General features: G+C 54.6%; 20 protein-coding genes. 10 read left to right on the top strand and 10 right to left on the bottom strand.

The window, feature by feature from the left end:
• Positions 1–58: 58 nt before the first annotated feature.
• Both ACHZBS_RS24380 and ACHZBS_RS24375 read right to left on the bottom strand, forming a co-directional pair.
• The gene (locus ACHZBS_RS24380) at positions 59–883 is read right to left on the bottom strand and encodes a transporter substrate-binding domain-containing protein (protein WP_319409151.1); all 825 of its coding nucleotides are present in this window, start codon (positions 881–883) and stop codon (positions 59–61) included.
• A gap of 231 nt (positions 884–1114) precedes the next feature.
• Positions 1115–1825, bottom strand: a complete 711-nt coding sequence (locus tag ACHZBS_RS24375; protein WP_319409150.1) for a glutamine amidotransferase — start codon at positions 1823–1825, stop codon at positions 1115–1117.
• A 411-nt stretch (positions 1826–2236) separates the two neighbouring features.
• On the opposite strand from ACHZBS_RS24375, the gene ACHZBS_RS24370 reads away from it, so the two are divergent.
• Positions 2237–4351 (top strand): 6-phosphofructokinase, encoded by a 2115-nt coding sequence (locus tag ACHZBS_RS24370; protein ID WP_319409149.1) that lies wholly within the window; start codon positions 2237–2239, stop codon positions 4349–4351.
• A 20-nt stretch (positions 4352–4371) separates the two neighbouring features.
• Here ACHZBS_RS24370 and ACHZBS_RS24365 read toward each other — a convergent pair whose 3' ends face one another.
• Positions 4372–4659 carry a PBPRA1643 family SWIM/SEC-C metal-binding motif protein gene (locus ACHZBS_RS24365; protein WP_319409148.1) on the bottom strand — a complete coding sequence of 96 codons (288 nt, stop codon included), beginning with the start codon at positions 4657–4659 and terminating at the stop codon, positions 4372–4374.
• A gap of 90 nt (positions 4660–4749) precedes the next feature.
• A complete protein-coding gene (locus ACHZBS_RS24360) occupies positions 4750–5124 on the bottom strand; it encodes a PaaI family thioesterase (protein ID WP_319409147.1) in 375 nt (124 codons plus the stop codon).
• A gap of 390 nt (positions 5125–5514) precedes the next feature.
• Between ACHZBS_RS24360 and rarD the strand changes: the two genes are divergently transcribed.
• The 6 genes from rarD (at position 5515) to ACHZBS_RS24330 (ending at position 13754) form a co-directional block, all read left to right on the top strand.
• A complete protein-coding gene (gene rarD, locus ACHZBS_RS24355; RefSeq protein WP_319409146.1) occupies positions 5515–6477 on the top strand; it encodes an EamA family transporter RarD in 963 nt (320 codons plus the stop codon).
• Positions 6478–6671: 194 nt separating this feature from the next.
• Positions 6672–7856, top strand: a complete 1185-nt coding sequence (locus tag ACHZBS_RS24350; RefSeq protein ID WP_319409145.1) for a hypothetical protein — start codon at positions 6672–6674, stop codon at positions 7854–7856.
• Between the two features lie 123 nt (positions 7857–7979).
• Entirely contained in the window at positions 7980–10631 is a 2652-nt protein-coding gene (locus ACHZBS_RS24345; RefSeq protein WP_319409144.1) for a valine--tRNA ligase, read from the top strand.
• A gap of 4 nt (positions 10632–10635) precedes the next feature.
• On the top strand, positions 10636–11469 hold the full coding sequence (nadC, locus tag ACHZBS_RS24340) for a carboxylating nicotinate-nucleotide diphosphorylase (protein ID WP_319409143.1): 834 nt from the start codon (positions 10636–10638) through the stop codon (positions 11467–11469).
• 70 nt (positions 11470–11539) lie between these two features.
• Positions 11540–12514: a rhomboid family intramembrane serine protease gene (locus tag ACHZBS_RS24335; RefSeq protein WP_319409142.1), complete on the top strand. Its 975-nt coding sequence runs from the start codon at positions 11540–11542 to the stop codon at positions 12512–12514.
• 445 nt (positions 12515–12959) lie between these two features.
• Entirely contained in the window at positions 12960–13754 is a 795-nt protein-coding gene (locus tag ACHZBS_RS24330) for a transporter substrate-binding domain-containing protein (protein ID WP_319409141.1), read from the top strand.
• Positions 13755–13886: 132 nt separating this feature from the next.
• Here the strand turns inward: ACHZBS_RS24330 and ACHZBS_RS24325 are convergent, their stop codons facing one another.
• From ACHZBS_RS24325 to ACHZBS_RS24300, 6 genes are all read right to left on the bottom strand, one after another.
• Entirely contained in the window at positions 13887–14150 is a 264-nt protein-coding gene (locus ACHZBS_RS24325; RefSeq protein ID WP_319409140.1) for a nickel-binding protein, read from the bottom strand.
• Positions 14151–14734: 584 nt separating this feature from the next.
• Positions 14735–15493: an SDR family oxidoreductase gene (locus ACHZBS_RS24320; RefSeq protein WP_319409139.1), complete on the bottom strand. Its 759-nt coding sequence runs from the start codon at positions 15491–15493 to the stop codon at positions 14735–14737.
• Between the two features lie 12 nt (positions 15494–15505).
• The gene (locus tag ACHZBS_RS24315) at positions 15506–16573 is read right to left on the bottom strand and encodes a phosphotransferase family protein (protein WP_319409138.1); all 1068 of its coding nucleotides are present in this window, start codon (positions 16571–16573) and stop codon (positions 15506–15508) included.
• Positions 16570–17274, bottom strand: coding sequence for a TetR/AcrR family transcriptional regulator (locus ACHZBS_RS24310; protein WP_319409137.1), 705 nt, complete (start codon positions 17272–17274; stop codon positions 16570–16572). Before ACHZBS_RS24310 ends, ACHZBS_RS24315 begins: the two co-directional genes overlap by 4 nt.
• 125 nt (positions 17275–17399) lie before the next feature.
• Positions 17400–18629 (bottom strand): acyl-CoA dehydrogenase family protein, encoded by a 1230-nt coding sequence (locus ACHZBS_RS24305; RefSeq protein ID WP_319409136.1) that lies wholly within the window; start codon positions 18627–18629, stop codon positions 17400–17402.
• A gap of 79 nt (positions 18630–18708) precedes the next feature.
• On the bottom strand, positions 18709–19419 hold the full coding sequence (locus tag ACHZBS_RS24300) for a histidine phosphatase family protein (protein WP_319409135.1): 711 nt from the start codon (positions 19417–19419) through the stop codon (positions 18709–18711).
• A gap of 185 nt (positions 19420–19604) precedes the next feature.
• Between ACHZBS_RS24300 and ACHZBS_RS24295 the strand changes: the two genes are divergently transcribed.
• From ACHZBS_RS24295 to ACHZBS_RS24285, 3 genes are read left to right on the top strand one after another with little or no spacing between them, the layout of a single operon-like run.
• A complete protein-coding gene (locus ACHZBS_RS24295) occupies positions 19605–20387 on the top strand; it encodes a hypothetical protein (protein ID WP_319409134.1) in 783 nt (260 codons plus the stop codon).
• A gap of 11 nt (positions 20388–20398) precedes the next feature.
• Positions 20399–21418 (top strand): electron transfer flavoprotein subunit alpha/FixB family protein, encoded by a 1020-nt coding sequence (locus tag ACHZBS_RS24290; protein ID WP_319409133.1) that lies wholly within the window; start codon positions 20399–20401, stop codon positions 21416–21418.
• A complete protein-coding gene (locus tag ACHZBS_RS24285) occupies positions 21415–22323 on the top strand; it encodes a 3-hydroxyacyl-CoA dehydrogenase (RefSeq protein ID WP_319409132.1) in 909 nt (302 codons plus the stop codon). The genes ACHZBS_RS24290 and ACHZBS_RS24285 overlap by 4 nt, the downstream gene beginning before the upstream one ends.
• Positions 22324–22504 lie beyond the last annotated feature (181 nt).

Below are 22504 nucleotides of genomic sequence, written 5' to 3'. Positions count from 1 at the left end.
AACGCACCGGCCGGCCTGTGTGTGGATCATGATCACCAATCAGTTTCAGTTAAAACGGTTACTCGAGTTCTTTTTTCCAGTCCGAGCTCAGGATCCATTTGTTGTAGGTTTTTTCGTAGAACCCGTCACCCTTGCACTGCCTGAGGAAATTGTTCAGAAAATTCATAAAATCCGGGTCGCCCTGGTTGATGGCCCAAGCCAGGGGTTCGTAGGTAAACGGCTGATCCAGGAACACAGTCTTGCCTTTGCCCTGGCTGGAGTAGAGAATGCCGATGAAGGGAAGATCGTAAACCATCGCATCGGCCTTGCCGTTGATCACTTCCATACCGGCTTCGGCTTCGGACTCGAATCCTTTGTAGGTCGCCTTGGGGATCATGCGCTTGATGGCCTGCTCACCGGTGGTGCCCATGCGGGAAGTGAGGATGTATTTGGGGTCGTTGAGGTCCTTGTAGGATTTGACGGTGGCTTCATCTTTCTTGTTGAGAAGAATGGACTGGCCCACGACGATGTAAGGATCGGAGAATGCGACCTTCAAGTTTCTCTCCTGGGTGATGGTCATGCCGCCCATGATGATGTCGAACTTGTCGGTAACCAGGGCGGGGATGATGCCGTCCCAGGCGGTGTTGACGGGAACGAACTTGACGCCCATGGCCTTGGCCATATGCCGCCCGAAATCCATGTCGAAGCCGATGAAATCGCCTTTTTTGTTGGTCATCTCAAAGGGCATGTAGCCGGATTCAAAGCCTACGCGCAGTTCTCCGCGCTCCAGGATTTTCTGGATGTGGGATTTCTTGGCCAGCTCGATGTCCGCGCCGAAAGCCGTTCCCATGCAAAAAGTCACTGCGGCAACAATCGCCAATGTAGTAAATAAGCCTCTTTTCATACGTGCTCCTCCTCCTTGATAGATTAGAACATAGCAAAGCCGCAAACCGACGGCTGGATCCACAGATTTGCTGAAGAAAACGCCGTTCCGGGAGAACCCCGAAGCGTCATTCGACATCGGGATAAATGCCATTCATTAAAAAAGGTGAACCAAAAATACAATTAGCTTTTATAATAAGATACAAGTAAAGTAAAGCCCTGATTGGCAGCCCGGAAGCATTCGCCGCCCGGTTCAGTTGCATACCCGCTGAAACCGGCGCAGCAATGCTTCGCTTTCCGGTGTTTCCCTTATTTCGGCCAGCAGTCGTTCCACATCACAGCCCTGAGTCTTGAGATCATCGGCGAACCGGTGGACGTAGAGCCGGAGGATCTTCCCGTCGAATTCGGGATGAAACTGAACGCCCCAGGCCCGCTTTCCGATGACAAACGCGTGATGGGGGTCCATGTCGGATGACGCCAGCAGCGTTGCACCGGCCGGCAGCTGCATCACGCTCTGGCTATGGCAGGCCTGGGCAGCAAACGTCTCCGGGGTCCCCTCAAACAGCCGGTCCTGCCGCCCATCCGGGTTGAGCCGGATCGATACCGTACCCATCTCTTTCCCCTTGGGGTTGTCGCCGACCACACCGCCCATCGCATGCGCCAGCAGTTGATGACCGTAACAGACCCCCAACAGCGGAATATCGGCTTCAACGGCCTGTTTGATCCAGTCGGCGGTCTTCTCGCTCCAGGGATGTTTTTCGGTCACCATGTCGTGGGACCCGGTGATGATGATGCCGCCGAACAATGCCGCCGGCGGCAGAGGTTCCCCTGAAAACGGGCTGACGGTTTCAAGGGTTCCCGCCGACCGGTCCATTCGCGCGACAAACCAGTCTTCGAAGTCACCGTACCGGGCCGCCATATCCGGGTAGGTTCCCCCTGTCTTGACGATGATGATGGGCTTCATAGCGGATGCCGATCCTTTTAAATTTAGGGTTGAGGAACGCTTTATCCGTCCATGAACAAGGCAAACCGATTGACCGCCGCTGGTCCTGAAAATACCGTTCAACGCAGATGGTGGACGTTTTACGAATTCCTCATGGAAAACGGAGCCATTTTCAATAGCGGCTCGCATCGGCGTTGTCAAGATTCTCCTTCCGGCATTGCCCGCCAAGGCTCTGCCCGCATAGGGCCACAATGCGCACTTGTGCTTTGCTCTCAATGGGTTATGGCGGATGGAACGCCCTGTATGGATATACAATTACCTTGACTTGAACCGCGGCCCGGGGATAATAGAATGGACCCAGCAGACGAATCGCTTCGCACCACGGGAGACGAATTTCACCAACACGATCAACCACCTTATCAGGAGGGCTGAATGCCGGAACCATCCACCATCCGACTCGACAAGCTGCTCGATCATCCCGCGGTTATGGACGCCGTTGCCGATGTTAATCTGGAGCTGAAGGAAAGAGTGGCCTACCAGCCTCCCGTGTGCACTGTATTCAAAAGCCCTTTCACCACGCTGGCGACCGATACGCAGTACCAGTTCGAGATTGACAAGGAAGCTCACCGGCAGCTGTCGCACATCATCGCCAACACGGTCCAGCGGGTCGAAGGCTGCGATGACGCCGCCGATGAAGTCAAAGAGAATTATAGAAAGGCGCGCAACATCGGCATCGTCTTCTCCGGCGGACCTTCACCCGGCGGCCACAATGTTATCGCCGGTCTGTTCGACGCCGCCAAGAAGGTCAACCCCCGGACGCGGATCTTTGGATTCCTCATGGGCCCGGACGGCATCATCGACGGCGACTACATGGAACTGACCCGCGAGCGGGTGGATCAGTACAGAAATGTAGGCGGGTTCACCATGATCAAGACCGGACGCACCAAGATCGACAACCGCAAGAAAATGGACCTGTCCCGGGAAACCTGCAAACAGCTTGAACTGGACGCCCTGGTGGTGGTGGGAGGTGACGACTCCAACACCAACGCCGCCTTTCTCGCCCAGGAAATGTTCGAGGATGGTGTTCAGGTCATCGGCGTTCCCAAGACCATCGACGGCGACATCCAGGTCCGCGACGCCCGGGGCCAGGTGCTGTGCGCAATGTCATTCGGCTTTCACACCGCCGCCCGCGCCTTCTCCCAGGCCATCGCCAACCTGTGCACCGACGCCAGTTCCGACGTGAAATACTGGCATGTGTGCAAGGTCATGGGCCGCGTGGCCAGCCACCTTGCTCTGGAGGTGGCCCTGCAGACCCACGCCAACATGACCCTGATCGGTGAAGATCTGGCGGACTACGTGGACTACGCCAGGCTCGAGAAAGCCGAAAAAGAGCGGGTGGTGGACTACACGGCCTACGGCATGACCCTGCGGCACCTCTCCCGGGTGACCTGCGACGCCATCATGCAAAGGGCCGCCGTGGGAAAGAACTACGGCGTCCTGGTGGTCCCCGAAGGTGTGCTGGAGTTCATCAACGAAATCCAGGTATTCATCATCAAACTCAACACGATCATCGGCAACTACAACAAAATGCATGATCGGGATTTTCATTCCGCCTTTCCCACGCTGAACGAAAAGCTGGAATACCTGCGTCGGCTGGTGCGGGGAATCCGCAAGGATGTTTCCTACAATGTGTGGAATGCCAGGGACGACGAGTTGTTCAACGACATCCCAGAGTTCTTCCAGGAAGGGTTGCTCACCGAGCGGGACAGCCACGGCAATTTCCAGTTCTCCCAGGTCAAGACGGAAAAAGTCCTCCTTGACCTGGTGAAAGACTACCTGGGCATTTTAAAGGAGAAAGGCCAATACAAAATCGGCATCCAGGATGCGCAGTTCGTCAAGACAATGCAAAAAGGGGGGTTGGATCCGGAGCGTTACGGACCCATTCTCTTCGAAAACTGGAAGCAGGCCCAATACCTGATGATCAAAAAAACCATCATCTCCAGAAAAACCCTTAAGACGGCTCTGGTCAAAGCCGGTTTTTTAGGAGACGACGAAACCATTCCGGCGCCCATCGAAAAAATCTACAACCAATCCGTCCCCAAATTCAAAACCCAGACCCACTTCTACGGGTACGACGGAAGGGGTAGCGACCCTACCCGGTTCGACTGCATTTACACCTACAACCTGGGCCAGACCGTATTCAGCCTGATCGCCAACGGTGCTACCGGCCAGATGGCCGCCATCTTGAACCTGGAGCAGGATTTTCACAGCTGGCGCCCCATCGGTATTCCCATCGCCCCGCTCATGCATTTAGAAGAGCGCAAAGGCAAGCTGGAGCTGGTGCTGGAAAAGAGCATCGTAGACGTCAACTCACCGGCATACAGAGTCGTGAAAACCTTCCGCGACAAATGGCTGGCCGCCACGCCGGGAGAAGACCATTACCGTCACCCGGGTCCCATCCGCTTTGCCGGCAACAGCGAGGAAAACCGACCCATCACCCTGCTGCTCAACGCCATGGGCGGGCATCTTTCCACGCCGGATCAGTAGGCTGCCGAATAAAAAAAGACTTACTTACCACAGCATTTTTTATATTTTTTACCGCTTCCACATGGGCAGGATTCATTGCGTCCCACACTTTTCTCGGCAATCCTTGTTTTCAGGGGATGCAACAATATCTCCAGGTCTTTAATATTCTCAGGTTTATCGGGTTCCAACGCAATGGTATGCTTCCACCCGTTTTCTTCAAACACGGATTCTAATTCTTTCACTCTTTCTGCTGTTTGAACATTGACAATGGCAGGATTCGTCCGAGTACCCAATTTAGCTGTTTTTTTACCATCAAATATTTTTTCCATCTTTTCACCATAAACGTTTATAAGATTCATTTACCGCAGTCGTGGTAGAAATAGCGGTCACCCGCCTCCCCACAATCCCTTAGCTCCCGATTATGCGGATGGCACATGACTGGTCGTGACTTCAGCAACAAGGCGGCCATTATTATCGGTAACCGTTGTTCTGACAATGCTTACCGACTTCCCCCGCTTTACATATTTTGCTTGAGCATGAAAAATGCCTTTTTTACTATTGCCTGTCAAATGGGCATTCAGGTTGATTGCCAGCGGAAATCCTTTCATTCCCTCGGTGGCATCAAAGCTTTCAAGCACAAGAACCGTTGCCGTTACATCGGCAAACCAAAGGGTAGCGCCGGCATGAACGGTGCCGAATGGATTTAATATTCCAGCTTGTATCGGCATCTCAGCGGTAACGTGGTCGGGCGTTTTTCCTGTAATAGTAAATTCAATCTGACCGTTAATTTTCACATTCTCTCCATTTTTTAAGTGCGAATACATGCGAATACCATCGATGAACGCATAAAAAACTGGTTCAAGTCACCTCGAAACAACGTTTTGCGATTTTTCCATACTACTATAAACTGCTGGGGTGTCAACCAATCCAGATTTTCTGTCGTCTGCCCTTTACCATCGGGCAAAAATTGAGTCTAATTTTGATGAAATCGTGCGCACCCCCGAACTGAATTCGGATGGTAGGCAACTCCTTGGGATTAATTCTAAGGGAGGAAAAAAATTCGAGACTATTGCCATCGGTTCACGCTCCATTATCCAACAAATGTGTAATTCCCTATTGACCCTCCCCCTGTTTCTGGTAAAAGAGCTTTTCTGCCAATTTAACTATGAGCCGATTTTCCGCTGATGAACCCTATCCAACCGGTGGCGGACCGGCAGGCTGGTGCCGGTGCCCTTTTCGCCTTTTTGGCCTTTCTCATCTGGGGGTTGAGCCCGATCTACTGGAAAGCCCTTCACGGAGTGGGGGCCTTCGAGATCATTCTGCATCGCATCCTCTGGTCATTTGCGTTTCTCATGCCCTTGGTATGTATTGGTCGCCACTGGGCCGAATTCAAAAAAACGATTAAAAGCCCTAAAATGCTGTCTATTCTCCTGGTCACCGCCATTCTGGTAGGCGCCAACTGGCTCATCTACATCTGGGCGGTCAACAACGGTCGGGTGCTCCAGGCCAGCCTGGGCTATTACATCAACCCGTTGGTCAACATCGTCCTGGGCATGGTTTTCCTGCGTGAGCGGCTGCGTCGGGCCCAGGCCGTGGCAGTGGTGCTGGCAACACTGGGGGTAATCAACCTAACCTTTCGCTATGGTGTGTTCCCTTGGGTTTCCCTTGCGCTGGCATTCAGTTTCGGCATTTACGGACTGGTCCGCAAAGTCGCGGCGGTGGGGGCACTGGTGGGCCTGACCGTGGAAACGTTGCTGCTGACCGTTCCCGCCGGCATATGGGTGTTTCACCTGCATCACATCCAGTCCGGAGCATTTTTGTATACCGGAATTAAAACCGATCTCCTGCTATTGGGCACGGGGGTCCTCACGGCCACCCCCTTGCTGCTTTTCAACCTCGGGGCCAGACGCATCACCCTGGCCACTTTGGGATTTATCCAATACACGGCCCCTACCGGCATGCTTCTGCTGGGAATCACCCTGTTCGGAGAGCCGTTTACCGGAATTCAGGCAGTGACTTTCGGACTCATCTGGACGGCGCTGGCCATCTATTCCTGGGACACCGTTCGGATCCATCGAAAACAGGCCTCTAAAAGAGAAGAAGTTACCCATGGTTTGTTGCCGGGTGCCGGGATCCGAAAATCGTAGATTTTGTCAAGAATCCAAATAACTTGACAGGGTTGGCACCTTATGGTAGTTTTTTTTCGATAATATTTTGCCCGGGATCGACAATCCCGCATCGCGCGTAATCAGGAGCGATGAATCCAAGGCAGATTCCAACGGGTACGAGGTATGGCCGAAAGGCAGGCTTTTTTATTTAACACGGTTAACGGGGGAACACTATGGACGGTCGTCAGAAGCCCGATCCGCAACCTGAAAACGAGAATGAACTGAACGATGAGCAGGCCATTGATTTGACGCAGATTGTCGAAGGGGGAGACAACGGCGACATCATCGATCTTACCGAAATTCTGGAGGAACCGGAGCAGGCACTGGACGATGGAGTTGAACCCGAAGAGGCGATTATCCCCCTGGTGGATACCATTCCCGCAAACACCTCGACCGAATTGCCGGAAGACACGGATGATGAAATCATCGACCTGACGGCGGTAGCCGCAGCCCCGGAAACGCCTGCCGTCAAAACGGCAGCGGAACCCGCCCCCATGCCCGATGAAGATGACGGGGATGAAGAGGTGATCGATCTCATGGATGTGGCGACCACCCTCGAAACCGATTTGACCGAAGCGGAACCGGAAGCCCCCGCCACAATATCTGAAGAATCGGTTTCAAAAACGGAGGATGACGATGAGGTTATCGACCTGATGGACGTGGCGACCACCCTCGAAACCGATTTGACCGAAACGGAACCGGAAGTCTCTGCCACAATATCAGAAGAATCGATCGCGACAGCGGAAGATGAGGATGATGTGATCGATCTGATGGACGTGGCAAATACCCCGGAAACCGATACCGCCGATACTGAGCGGCAGGGCCATGGCACCATATCTGAAGAGACGACCGGAATCACGGAAGCGGATGAGCCGATCATCGACTTGTTGGATGCCGTGGAACCACCACCGGAAGAAGCAGAAACAGCTGTTGATGCGGATGATGAACTTACCGACCTGGAAACCAGGGCGCAAGCCATATTGACCGACGCTACGGATGCCTTTGATTATGAAACGCCCGAGGAGGCGGCCGAAACAGCCGGACCGGACAGCGACTTCATGGTTTTCGAAGACGATGGGACAATCACGGACGAGAGTGAAACGCCCGCAATCGTTGATAACGAACCGAAAATACCCGAACCGGTCACTGACGACATGTTGTTTGTCCCGGTGTCGCCGTCCGAGCCGATCTCTCTGACCGAAGCGCAGCTGGAAGCGGCCCTGGAGCGGACCGTCGAGAAGATTTACGGCGAAAAGATTGAGCAGTTGATGATCCGGGCCATCGAAAAGACCGTGACGCGTGAAATCGCGAGAATCAAAAATGCCCTCTTGGAGGATGACGACGATATGGTCGGATAGCCAGGCAACCAACCTCTATCAGCATTCAACAACCTTAAACGGGGATTATCCTTAATCCCCTTTTCCATTTTTTTGAGCCGAAGTTATATGACCAGGCCGTTTTGCACAAGGAGCGTTTAGCCCATGAGTCGCGATCTGCTGGAAAAAAATTATTCCCCCGAAGAAGTCGAAAAACGCTGGTACACTTACTGGGAGCAGGAAAAACTGTTCGCCGCGGATGAGAATACGACTAAAAAGCCCTATTCCATCGTAATCCCGCCGCCCAATGTCACCGGCGTGCTTCACATGGGCCACGCCCTGAACAACACCATGCAGGACATCATGTGCCGCTATCGCCGCTTGAAAGGGGACAGCGTTTTGTGGATGCCCGGAACGGACCATGCCGGCATTGCCACCCAGAACGTGGTGGAGAAGAAGCTGGCTGTCGATGGCACCGACCGGCACCAGCTGGGCAGAGAGAATTTTATCGAAGCGGTCTGGGGCTGGCGCAAGGAATATGGCAACGCCATCATTAACCAGCTCAAGCGCCTGGGTGCATCCTGCGACTGGGACCGGGAGCGCTTCACCATGGACGAAGGACTTTCCCGGGCGGTTCGAAAAGTATTCGTCCAGCTCTACAATGAAGGCCTGATTTACCAGGGGGATTACATCATCAACTGGTGCTGCCGCTGCCACACGGCGCTGTCCGACCTGGAGGTGGAGCACGAAGACCTGGACGGACACTTCTACCACATTCGCTATCCCTATGCCGACGGGTCCGGGTCCCTCACCGTGGCCACCACCCGCCCGGAGACCATGCTGGGGGACACGGCCGTGGCCCTTCACCCGGAAGACGAGCGCTATGCCGATCTGTCGGCAACCACCGTGATCCTGCCGCTGATGAACCGGGAAATCCCCATTATCCGTGACGCCTATGTGGACCTGTCCACCGGTACGGGCGCCCTGAAGGTGACTCCGGCCCACGACCCCAATGACTTTGAAATCGGCGTCCGCCACGACCTGCCCAGCATCAAGGTCATCGCCGACGACGGCAGCATGACCGATGCGGCCGGCCGGTTTAAAGGCATGGACCGCTTCGTCTGCCGCAAGGCCGTGGTGGAAGCGCTGACGGCCGAAGGGCTTCTTGAACGGGTGGAACCTCACCGGCACAGCGTGGGCCACTGCTATCGCTGCAAGACCGTGGTGGAACCCAATCTCTCGCGCCAGTGGTTCGTCAAGACCAAACCCTTGGCCGAAAAAGCCATTGAAGCCGTTGAGACGGGAAAAACTCGCATCATCCCTGAATCATGGACCAAGACTTACTACGAATGGATGTATAACATCCGCGACTGGTGCATTTCCCGCCAGATCTGGTGGGGCCACCAGATTCCGGCCTGGACCTGTCAGGCCTGCCGCAAGATGATTGTGGCCATGGACGCACCCGATGTCTGCCCGGACTGCGGTTCAACCGATCTGGTCCAGGAAACCGACGTACTGGACACCTGGTTCAGCTCGGCCTTGTGGCCCTTTTCCACCATGGGCTGGCCGGAGCAGACCCAACTGCTCAAGACCTACTACCCCACCTCGGTGCTGGTCACCGGGTTCGACATCCTCTTTTTCTGGGTGGCCCGCATGATGATGATGGGTATCCACTTCATGGAAGAGATCCCCTTCCATGATGTCTACGTACATGCCCTGGTGCGCGACGAGGAAGGCAAGAAGATGAGCAAATCCAAGGGCAATGTCATCGACCCGCTCAACGTCATCGACCAGTACGGCACCGACGCCTTCCGCTTCACCCTGGCCGCCTTTGCCGCCCAGGGCCGGGATGTGAAGATGAGTGAAAAACGGGTGGAAGGCTACCGCCACTTCATCAACAAACTGTGGAACGCCGCCCGGTTTTCACTCATGCATCTGGAGAAGGGCTTTGAAGCCATCGATGAGAAAAACATCTCCCTACAGGACCGTTGGATCCTCTCTCGGCTGAACCGGGTGGCACGGCAGACCGAGGAAGCCCTGGATGCCTACAAGTTCAACGAGGCTGCCGGCGCCGTCTACCAGTTTGTCTGGCATGAATTGTGCGACTGGTACCTGGAGGCCATCAAACCCGCCCTGTACGATAAGACCGGCGATGAGGAAAAGACCGCCACCCTCTCGGTGCTGTGGCACGTGTTCAAGGAAGCCCTGATCCTGCTGCACCCCTTTGCCCCCTTTGTCACCGAGGAGATCTGGCACTCCCTGCCCGGCACCGATGGTTCGATCATGCGCGCAGCCTGGCCGGATCGCATCCAGCCCGGTGACGACCCGGCGACCGAGGCACAGATGGAAACCGTGATGGCCGTCATCACCGGTATCCGCAACGTGCGCGGTGAGATGAATATCTCTCCCTCCACCGCCCTATCTGCTGCAGTCCATCCCGAGGATTCGGAAACCGCTACAGTGGTTGAGAATAACCGCAACCTGATCGTAAACCTGGCCCGCCTCAACGGGATCACCGTAGACGCTGCCATGAAACGACCCAAGGCGGCGGCCACCGTCCTGGTAGACGGGGCCACGGTATATGTGATGCTGGAAGGCATCATCGACTTTGACCAGGAGCAGATGCGTCTGGAAAAGGAAATCGGCAAACTGTCGAAGGAATTGTCGGGGATGAACAAAAAACTGGGCAACGAGGATTTTCTTAAAAAAGCACCGGCCGAGGTGGTGGAGGGTGTCCGTGAAAAGCATGCCGCCATGCTGGAAAAGCAACATGCCCTGGAAGCGACCATGGAGCGCATAAAGGCAATGATGGGTTGACATCATGTATTATGCCATAGAAGATCTGATACAACTGGCCCTAAAAGAAGATATCGGCCCCGGTGACATTACCACGGATAACCTGGTGGCCCCCGGCACCCGGGGAAAAGGCACGATTATCGCCAAACAGGATCTGGTGATCGCCGGCCTCAAAGTGGCCGGGAAGGTCTTCAAAACATTGGAACCCCAAATTGATTTCGAAGCCCTTTACGCAGATGGGGACCGGATACCTGCCGGCAGCACCGTGGTCAGGATTGACGGAACGCTGGGCGCTTTGTTACGAGGTGAACGCACCGCCTTGAATTTTCTTCAGCGGCTGTCCGGCGTTGCCACCCAGGCGCATGCCTTTGTCGGCGAGGTTGCCGGGACATCGGTGAAACTCGTAGATACCCGTAAGACCACCCCGGGCTGGCGGGTGCTGGAGAAATACGCGGTACGCATGGGTGGCGCCCACAACCACCGCATGGGCCTTTACGACGGCGTGCTGATCAAAGACAATCACATCGCCGTATCCGGCGGCATCGCCAATGCGGTAAAGAAAGTACGGCAGCAGATCTCCCACCTGGTAAAAGTGGAGGTGGAGGCCGCCACCTTTGAAGAAGTGAAAGAAGCCCTGGCCGCCGGTGCCGACGTCATCATGCTCGACAATATGGATCTGGATCAGATCCGCAAGGCCGTCCGCATGATCGACAAAAAGGCCCTGATCGAAGTTTCCGGCAACGTCACTCGGGAAAGGCTGAAGGAATTGGCCCAAACCGGCGTGGATCTTATTTCTATCGGCGCCCTGACCCACTCTGCCGTGGCCGTTGACCTGAGCATGCGTATCAAACCGAATTGAGGGATTCAGGAATGGTTTGGTTCCCAATTCCCAATTCCCTTAATCCCCCAATCCCTCAATCGATTATGCCATGATCCCTATTCGCGACACCACACCGACCAAAACCGTTCCGGTGGTCAACAATACCATTATCGGCATCAATATCGTGTTTTTCCTGGTGCAATTGGCCCAGGGGCCGGCCCAGGACCATTTCGTCTACCTTTACGGGCTGGTCCCGGCAAAATTCACCGTTCCCCAGGTGTCGGCATATTTCTCGCTCGGCCAGCGGATCCTCTCCCTGTTCACCTTCATGTTCCTCCACGGCGGATTCCTGCATTTGATCGGGAATATGTGGTCCCTTTACATTTTCGGCGATAATGTGGAAGATCGCCTGGGACCGGCGCGATACATGGTCTTCTACCTATTGTGCGGCCTGGCATCGGGCATGGCTCAACTGCTGTTCAATGCCCACTCGAACATTCCCACCATCGGTGCCAGCGGTGCCATCGCCGGCGTCATGGGAGCCTATTTCATACTCTATCCCCGTTCACGCATACTCACCCTGATCCCGATCATCTTCATCCCCTGGTTCGTGGAGATCCCGGCTTTCTTTTTTCTGGGGATCTGGTTACTCCTGCAAATTTTTAATGCAGCGGGAAGCTCCGGGCAAGCCGGCGGAATCGCCTGGTGGGCCCACATCGGCGGGTTCGTCTTCGGCCTTGTCTTTCTCAAGCTGTTCGATCGCATACCGGCCACAGGGGTTACCGACCGGCTGCGCCACGCCACCGAAAAGAAGCGATCCCACCGCTTCCAGGTGGTTAGAACCGCCAACGGCGAGGAGGAAGCCAACCTTTACGGCACCCTCACCATCACCCAATACGAAGCCATGGTCGGCGCACGCAAACTGATCACCGTCCCCTTGGGATTGCAGAATCGCCTGTACAATGTCGTGGTGCCCCAAGGCATTGCCGACGGCCAGGTGCTGCGGTTAAAAAATGTGGGCAAAACTAAATCAGACGGCACCCGGGGCGACATGATGCTCAGGGTTCGGGTTCAGCACGTCTAAACTGAGTGCCCCAAATCATAAATACGATGGCATTCGATCGCCGATGCATGCCGACTCGCCGCGTTGCTCGGCGTCCCAATAGCGCTGCTATTGTCGCTTCTCCCGCCTTGCGATCCGGGCGCCTCGGCAATCTCGGTGTGTCACCGTATTTTCGAACAGGGGCACTTAGGCAGCCAGTTAAAAAATTGGCTCCATTAAAGATATCCGTAGATCCTACAACACTTTTGACAGTGCAGGTTAGGCAGAAAATCGCAAGTTTTGCCAGTTGTGGAATTCGTGAGCTTATCTCTTTCGGCCGACCCCTATATCTTGATTCTTATCTTATGGTATCAATTAAAATGGGTTGACAATATACCTTAAAATTAGAAAGACTTAGACCGCTTAAAGTATCGTTAATAAAGTTCACTTACCTGCCACTGAATCAATTATCTCAACATTAGTACTGATGGCAAAAAAATTGAAATTTTACCGATGTAAAATCATAATAAATACAATTATCTTGCTTTTCACTTTTGTTAGCCCTGTATTATCAGAAAAGGTCTTCTTTGTTGCCGATGATATGGATGCTGCGCCGTATATATCAGCAAACACAGATAAAAAACCGGTAGGCCTTTTTTATGATATAATTAGTAGTGCGTTGAGGCGTATGGGGGTACCGCTCAGATACGAAGTTTTTCCTTGGAGACGCGCACAATTACTTGTGAAAAAGAAGCAAGCTGATGCTCTGGTAACGATCCCCACACCTGCAAGGCTTGAATATTTAGTACCAAGCAAAGAACCGGTATTTATCATGAAATATAAAATATTCACTCAACGTGACAACCCTAATATTGCTCAAATTAGATCTATTAAATCTTTGGCTGACCTAAAAGGATTAATAATCATTGATTACATTGGCGACGGATGGGCAGAAAAGAACCTGAGCCAATTTGGCGTTGATTGGTCACCTAATCTTTCTTCTGCTTGTAAAAAGATTGCTGCGTACAGGGGTGATGTCTTTTTACAGGATGAAATAATGGTTTTACACGCCATTAAAAATATCAAGAAAAAAGGGGTGTATCCAGAGTTACACCTTGATAATGTTATTTCATTTGATGCCCCTGTTTCTCAGATTGGATTTCATTTGCTTATACATAAAGAGTCAAAATTTTTGAAACTACTGTCAGAATTCGATGAAACAATCAGGGCAATGCATAAAGATGGAGAACTGGAGAAAATCAGAGGTCGGTGGATAAGATAAAGAAGGCCTTGTAAGATTTGTGATATCTCCACATGGAATTATTGATAAATTCGGATTAAAGATCTCAGGTTTTGACAAGCCCTGATCAGTAAGACGCCTTTAATTTATACAATTATTGCTTGTTTCAGCGGATTACAACAATTTCTCTACCGCTACTATTTCGTCGTAAGACCCACCAGCACTATCAATGAACTTTTTAACCGACTCTGCGTCAGGTGCCTCCCAATCGCAGATTCCTGTACCCTTTTCATTCACCCAGAGTCCGTTGAACTTGACCTGCGGATTTTTTTTTAAATACTTCTCTAGTGCTCCACCAAGTTGTTGCTTGAACTCGTCTGTCAAAGCAGATGGAGGAATTTTGCCTCTATTATATCTCATCACCAATACTTTTGCCATTTTCCATTCCCTCCTTTTTACTTTAATAACAGGTAATTAAATCAAAAAAACCGGGTTTGCCAAAACCTGTGACCGCACCTTGGATCTTGCCTGTAATTGAGTATATACCACAAATAACATTGTTTTAAAAACCTTGATTTACCTTACCGGTAGTTTGTCGATGCTGAAGTTATAAAACGGATGCATAAAATATCTTAATCCCCTGACCATGTGATTACCTTATGACAACGTAATGAATCTTAACAGATAAAAACTATTCTTATAACTATCCAGCTAAAAATCTAACCGACCACGACATCTGGTAGTTTATTACTGTCGAAAATATGTTGTTTTTCAACTTTCTATCACATATGTATAGTTATTCCTATGTCTTATGACATCTCCAACAAATCTTAAAGTCTACCGAGACTACCGATATCTGCTATTGAAGATGATCCCCAAAGTTGGGTTGGAGTTGGTTTTTCAGTGAAACAGATAGTGCCTTTGTAGATTCAAGCATCGATCAAGGCATCTGACCAAAGCGCATCCAAAAATCTACATTTGGATCCTCCTATTTGTCATTCAGTCCGGCTGAAAGCCGTTGGCTATGCCAGCAGCCCACCGTCACAAGTAATGCAGGCACCGGTAGTGTAGGATGCCGCATCTGAAACCAGGTACAGCACTGCGCCGACCATTTCGGACGGGTCTGCATGGCGTTTCAGCGGAATCTGGGAGACCACCATGTCGCAGATCTCCTTGTTCTGCATGAGGACCGAGGAGAATTTGGTATCCGTGAATCCCGGCAGCAAGGCATTGACGCGGATATGATGGGGTGCAAGTTCCTTGGCGAATGCCTGGGTCATGGTGATCAGCGCCCCTTTGGTGATCGAATAGACCCCTTGAAACGCCGCCGGCCGGATGCCGTTGACCGACGAGACATTCACCACCGCGCCTTTGCCGGCCGCCCGCATAAGGGGAATAGCCTTCTGGATCATGAAAAAAGGACCTTTCAAATTCACGTCCATGGTTTTCTCCCAGGCCTTTTCATCAATGGTGGCCATTTCTCCAAAGTGGGGATTGGTGGCGGCATTGTTCACCAGAATGTCCAGTCGGCCTATATCCTCGACAATCTTTGCGTACAGCAAATCAATGTCCGCCAGGCTGCCCATGTTGCAGGCGAAAGCGGCGGCTTTACCGCCTTTTTCGCATATTCCCGCGGCAACCGGTTCAAGGCTCTCCATCTTGCGGCTCACCACAATCACCTCGGCGCCTTTCTCGGCCAGCGTCTCGGCAATGGCCCGGCCGATGCCCCGACTGGCGCCGGTGACCATCGCAACACGATCTTTCAAATCAAATGACACCATCGATGTCTCCTCTCAATATTCGCCGGTTTCCATGACCTTTACCGCTGCCTTCTCCAATATCCCCACCGCAACCCCCAGCATCCCGAAGCGCTGGTCGGTCGTCTGGCCATGGAAAAAACGGTAGTAAATCTGCTGGGCGATCACCGCCAGGCGAAACAGCCCGAAGCAGTAATACCAGGCGAAATTGTTGATGGTTGCTCCTGTTTTCTTCTCATATAGCTCAACGATCTGCCGCCGGGTCAGCATGCCTTGGACATGGGTCGGCAGGGTGCGGATCAGCTTCAGCTCGTCGCTGTCGTCCGGTTCCACCCAGTACCCCAGGGAGGCGCCCAGGTCCATGAGCGGATCGCCGATGGTGGCCATCTCCCAGTCCAGCACACCGATAATCCGGGTGAGGTCGGCGGGATCCAAGATCACGTTGTCGAACTTGTAGTCGTTGTGAACCAGGGCGGGTTTTGAGCAATCCGGCGGCATGCCGGCACTCAGCCAGGCCATGACCGGTTCGAAGTCCGGCACGTCGCCGGTGCGGGCATCGCGGTATCGCTTTGACCAGCCGCGGACCTGCCGGGCCACATAGCCCTCCGGGTTGCCCAAATCCGCCAGGCCGCATCCCCGGTAGTCCAGGCCGTGAAGATCGCCCAGCACATCCACCCATCGCCGGCAAAGTCGACCGGCAACCGTTGCATCGAAGGCCAGCGCTTCGGGCAGCTCTTTTCGCAGGATGACGCCTTGCAGGCGTTCCATCACATAAAAGGGCACGTCCATTACCGCCGGGTCGTCGCAGTAGGCCAATGGTTCCGGGACATAAGGGAATACAGGCTTCAGGGCGCTGAGAATGCGGTATTCCCGGCCCATGTCATGAGCCGTTTTGGCTTTCTTTCCAAAGGGCGGGCGGCGCAGCACCAGTTCGGTTTCACCCACGCTGATCAGGTAGGTCAGGTTTGAAAAACCGCTGTGAAACTGGCGGACGGTCACCGGGCCATCCAGGCCGGACAGCTTCTCTTTCAAATAAGCGATGATCGTCTCGGTTTCCAGGGATTCTCCCGGACGAACCACCCTGGCCGGATCATGAGCGTTCATCTATTTTCTCCCTTCGCAGTCTGGCCGGCACCATAGGCGCGGACCATGGAAATGACAAAATCCCCATAGGCTTCGACGGAAATGTTGCGCCGCCGGTATTTCCAGCGCTTCAGGTACCAATCCTGAAGCAGGGCCTTGATGGCGGCGGCAACCAATAACGGGTCAGTGATGGCAAAGCCCGCGTCCGCATTCCCCTTCTCCAGAATGCCGGCGAAGATGGCTTCGGTCTGCAGTTCACCCGCGATGGCCCGCTTGCCTTCCTCGGCGTGGAAAAAGCGAGTCTCCATATACGAGAAAAAAAACCAAGGCTGCAGCACTTCGGACAGATAGAGATGGCTGCGGATGGCCATTTCCAGGGCCTGGGCCGCATCGTCGATGCCGGCAAGCTGATCCCCCAACACCCGGGCCACAATAGCCCTGCCCTGCTCCTGAATCAGGGTCAGCAGTTCCTCCTTGTTTTTAAAATAGGCGTACAGCCCGCCCATGGACATGCCGCTTTCAGCACACAAGTCCCGCAGGCTCATGGCGTGAAACCCCTTCTGATTGGCCAGCTTGAGCGTCGCCTTGAAAATTCTCACCAGGTTCCTGACCGCCACCGGTTCCTTTTTAATTTTAATGGAGTGGGACCGGCTCTCGAAAATTTCCCGGCAGATATCCGTTGTGGAGACCGCGACCTGTTTTTCAAAGGACTTCAGATCCATGACCGTTTCTCGATAAGGGGGGCTATGATGACAATATGGATCGCAACAACCTGCTGCGCACCCTTCACTATTCACTATTCACCCTTCACTATTCACCCGCAGTCCTCAGTCCTCTGAACTCCGCCTCATCCCGGCAGGTTCAAGGCCGCTTGTAAACCGCCTCCGGCATGGGCACGCAGGATATGCCGGGCCACGGACATCTTGTGGACCTCATCGGCCCCATCATAAATGCGGGCGGCCCGCTCGTGACGGAAGAAATAGGCCAGCACCGTGTCGTCGGTCATCCCCAGGCCGCCGTGCACCTGGAGCGCCCGGTCGACGACCCGCTGGAGGGTGTTGGCCACCACGAATTTGATGAATGAAATCTCATGCCGCGCGGCTTTGGCGCCCTCCTTTTCGATTTTCCAGGCGGCGTGCAGGGTCATGAGCCGCGCGGCCTGTATCTCTGCGGCGCTTTCCGCAATCCAGGCCTTGATGATCTCCTTCGATCCCAGGGTTCTGCCGTCCGGTGAGATTTTGCGGGTATTGGCCCGCCGGCACATGAGGTCGAAGGCACGCTGGGCGATGCCGATCCAGCGCATGCAGTGGTGGATGCGGCCGGGTCCAAGCCGCTCCTGAGCGATCACGAAGCCGTGCCCTTCTGGCCCCAGCAGGTTTTCCCGGGGAACCCGGCAGTTCTGGTAGAGGATTTCCCCGTGTGAAGCGTAATCGGTTCCCCGGTGGCCCATAACTGGAATGTTGCGCACCAGGTTGAAACCCGGGTTGTCGGTGGGCACGATAATCATACTGGCCTGCATGTAAGGGGAGGCCTCGGGATTGGTGACGGCCATGACAATCGCGAAGGCGGCGCCATCCGCCGAGGTGGTATACCATTTCTGGCCGTTGATCACGTAGTCGCCGCCGTCCTTGACGCCCGTGGTTTCCAGCATGGTCGGATTGGAGCCCGGCATATCCACCTCGGTCATGGAAAAGCAGCTGCGGATTTTCCCGTCCACCAGAGGCTTTAAATACTGCTCCTGCTGGGCCTGGCTGCCGTATTTATGCAGAATCTCGATATTGCCGGCATCGGGCGCCTGGCAGTTGAACACATAGTGGCCGATGGGCGTTCGCCCCAGCACTTCGGACACCAGGCCGTGCTCGACCAGGTCCAGGCCCATGCCCCCCAGTTCCCTGGGATGGTTGGGCGCCCACAACTCCATCTGCCTGACCATCTTGCGTTTCTCCGCCAGCACCGGAAGGAGTTCCACAAATTCGTGATTCAGGAATTCCGGCTCCAGGGGAATGAGCTCTTTGTTCACAAACTCATTCATCATCTCCAGGATTACCTGCATTTTTTCCGAGACCGTAAAATCCATTTTTCCCATCCTTTTCCGTTTCCGTCCGGACGTTGATTTTTTACGCAGCCAATCTGCTCCGTCAAAATGATTAATGCGCTTATCGGTAGGTCACCAGGCTGTTTCCACCCTGCCCCTCCAGGTGACCCTGTTCATTGAAGGTGGCCAGGCTGATTCGCCCGTCGCTGAATTTGAATCGGGTAAGGGAGGCGTTTACCAACTGCCATGAAAGGGAGATGGTTTTTTCCGCGTCCAAGCCCAGAACCCTGCCGACGGATGCAGCGATGGGACCCCCTGAAGTAAAAACGGCTATCTGGCTGCCGCGGGCGCTGCGTTCGATGATGTCCCGGATACCGGTGGTCACGCCTGCGGCAAATGAGGACCAGCTGAGAAGATCATCCATGGAATCCCGGCCGGAGGCCCAGCGGGTCATCACCCGCCCGAATACCTTTTGAAAAGCCTGCCGATCCGATAGCATACCGTTTACATCGCAGATGAATGCCGGATCCTCTTTTTCGATAACCGGTATCAGCGCCCGGAGAACCGCTTCGTAATCGTATTCATCGAGCGCGGCCGTTTCGGCCGGAAGCGGCAGGTCAAGCCCTGCGTCCAGATAAGTGTCCCGGACTTCGCCGAGGGTCTGCTGCTGCCGGTTTAGAGTGCCGGACCAGCATGCATCGAAGCGGATGCCGGTCTTGAGAAAAAAACCGCCCAGGACACGGGCCTGGTGCCGCCCCCTGTCCGACAGCGCATCGTAGTCCGATGTTCCGAATGAGGCCTGGCCGTGTCGAATCAGATACAAGGTGCTCATTCTAACTGCGTCCCCAACTTCGTAAGATTTTATTGAAAGGCCTGAAATATCTCATGCCGTCTCCCCTTCCTATAGGGTGGACCCTATCCCGTGTCAATAAAAATATAGCGAACGCTCGTTTTTTTTATTGCCTTGGCAGGCGTTTCATGATTATAGGTTCCCCAGTCAAACATGATGAGGAATCCATGGCATTTTCGATTTTGGTTTGCATCAAGGCGGTACCCGATCTGGCATCCGGCGGCGAAATGACCCTTGTGGGCCGCTGGATCGATGAAACGGCCATCGGTTGGTGCATGAATCATTACGATGCCCACGCGCTGGAAGCGGCCCTATCCATCAAGGAGGGGACTCCCAATGTCACGGTCGATGCCCTATCGGCAGGGCCGGACCGGGTTCGGGACACGATTCGCCGGGCCGTGGCCATGGGCGCCGATGCGGGGATCCACCTGGCCATGAACGCCGTCGGGCGGCTGAGCCCGGCGACCATTGCCATGGCCATTTCCCGCTATGTCAGGACAAGAAATTACGATCTGATTCTGACCGGCGTCATGTCCGAAGACGACATGCACGGGGTCACCGGCCCCCTAATCGCTGCTGCGCTCGACCGGCCCTGTGCCGCGGCAGCGGTAGAAATTCTCCCGGACCTGTCGGATCGATCGCTTGCCGCAACCTGCGAGATGGAAGGTGGGATGGCCGAAATCGTTCGGCTCCCCTGCCCCGCCCTGGTGACGGTGCAGACCGGTCGGCGGATCCCCCGCTACCCTTCCCTGTCCAACACTCTCAGGTCGCGCAGGCAAATAATCGAGCAGGTGGTTCCGGCCCCGATTGCCGACCCCATGCCAATGGCCGAGACGCGCCGGGTGGCGTTTCCGCAACGGGCATCCGCCTGCCGGATCATCGAGGGGACCGTGATTGAAAAGGCTGACACGCTGTTGCGGCTGTTTAACGACAACGGATGGCTGAAATAGGCTGATTCCAAATGTTTAAAAAAGCAAATAACCCCGACACCGTTCTGATCGTGGGTGAAACCATTGACGGCCGCCTTTCCGCCGGCTCCAGGGATTTGGCCAAACAGGCCCGGTCGATTGCCGAACAGATCGGCGGTGAGCCTGTCGGCGTTCTGACCGGTCATAAAATCGAGCAGGCGGCTCAAAGCTGGTCAAAGGCAGCCGGCATATCCGTCATCGTTTTGGATCATGCGCAGAGTCGTTATCCCAACCCGCCCATGACCGCATCAGGGGTTGAGGTATTGGCTGACGAAGGCTCACCCCTGGCCGTCTGTTTTCCTCACACCATGCGCGCCTGCCAGGCCGCCGCTACCCTGGCATGGCGCATCAAGGCCCCCTGCATCACCGCCGTCGACGCCATTTTCAAAGAAAACGGCCGGTTTGCGCTCAACCGGGCGATCCTTGGCGGCAAGCTGTGCGAAACCGTGTCTACCGGCAATACGCCGATGGTCCTGACGATCATGCCGGGCATCTTTTCCCGCTCGGCTTCCCCGGATGGGCCCGACCGTTCTTTATCGGTGGAAACCAGGCTTGTGAGGGATGCGGATCAACGGTTCATCCCCCAGGCCGTCAATAGCCAATCACACACGGATCAATCACTGGAAAGGGCTCAAGTGATCGTGGCGGCCGGACGCGGCCTTGGGGGGCATGAACATAAAGACCTGCTCGATGCCGCTGCCGCCATGTTCAAAAGTGCGGCGGTCGGCGGTTCCCGCGGTGCATGTGACCAGGGCTGGCTGCCTCACACCCGCCAGATCGGTGAAACGGGACGCACCGTGTCGCCGGCCCTTTACCTGGCCTGCGGCATCTCCGGAGCCCCCCAGCATTTGGCCGGCATGCGTGAATCCCGGACCATCGTAGCGGTGAATACGGATCCGAAGGCAGCCATCTGCAACGCGGCCCACTATGCGGTAATCGAAGATTTAACCGTTTTCCTGCCGACACTGCGGAAAAGATACGACAAGATGACAGATAAAGGAGATGCAATATGAAAATCGACGAGGTAAGGCGTATTCTCACCCTCGGTGCCGGCACCATGGGGCATCAGATCGGATTCCTCTGCGCCATGAATGGATATGATGTCGTCGTGTACGATGTGTCTCCGGACATTTTCGAAACAACCCGGAAGCGGTTGGCGCAGCTCGCGGACCGATTCGTAAAAAAAGGACGACTGCCTGCCGAAGAAAAGGCCGCGGTCCTGAGCCGGATCGCCTTCACCAACGATGCCGAAGCAGCGGCGGCCGGTGTCGACATCGTCACCGAATCGGTTCCGGAAGATCCCCAATTAAAAGGCAAGGTTTTTGCGGAATTTAACCGTCTGTGCCCGTCGCGCACGGTATTCACCACCAACACCTCCACGCTGGTCCCTTCCATGTTTGCCGAGGCGACCGGCCGGCCCGATCGTTTTCTGGCCTTTCATTTTCATGACATTCTGCTCACCGATGTGGTCGATGTGATGCCTCATCCCGGCACATCGATCGAATCGGTGGCTTTGATCCGCGCTTTTGCTGAGCGGCTGAACCAGACGGTCATCGTTCTGGAACGGGAGAGTTTCGGCTACGTGTTCAACGCCATGCTCAGCGACCTGTTCAAATCGGCCCTGACCTTGGCGTCCAATGGGGTGGCCGCCGTCGAGGACATCGATCGGGCCTGGATGGGGGTGCTTCAGGCGCCCATGGGCCCCTTCGGCATGATGGACAGTGTGGGCCTGGATACCGTGTGGAAGATCAGTGATTATTGGGCCAAGGTGACCAACGATGCCCAACTGGCGGCCAATGCGGCGTTTTTAAAAACACGTATCGATGGCGGTCGGCTGGGTATCAAAAGCGGGGCGGGGTTTTACACCTACCCGTCGCCCCATTTTCATCAGCCCGATTTTCTCAAAGGGAGGGGATAGTTTCTGGTTCAAGCTGCGGGGTTCCGACATCTGTTTTCAGGCATCAAACCTGAGTCGTGTCCGTCGATAAAGGGCAGGTTATGGTTCAGGCCAAGGTCGCAGCGTTTTCGCAACCACAGGCGCAGCAGCGCTGCGTAAAGGATTGCGCAAGCGTGGGAGCGCCGGCCTGGGCCGCAAGATG

The sequence above is a fragment of the uncultured Desulfosarcina sp. genome (assembly GCF_963664155.2).
In the GTDB taxonomy this organism is placed as follows: domain Bacteria; phylum Desulfobacterota; class Desulfobacteria; order Desulfobacterales; family Desulfosarcinaceae; genus Desulfosarcina.
Note: the sequence above shows the minus strand (reverse complement) of the source record. Positions and strands in the feature narration are given on the sequence as shown.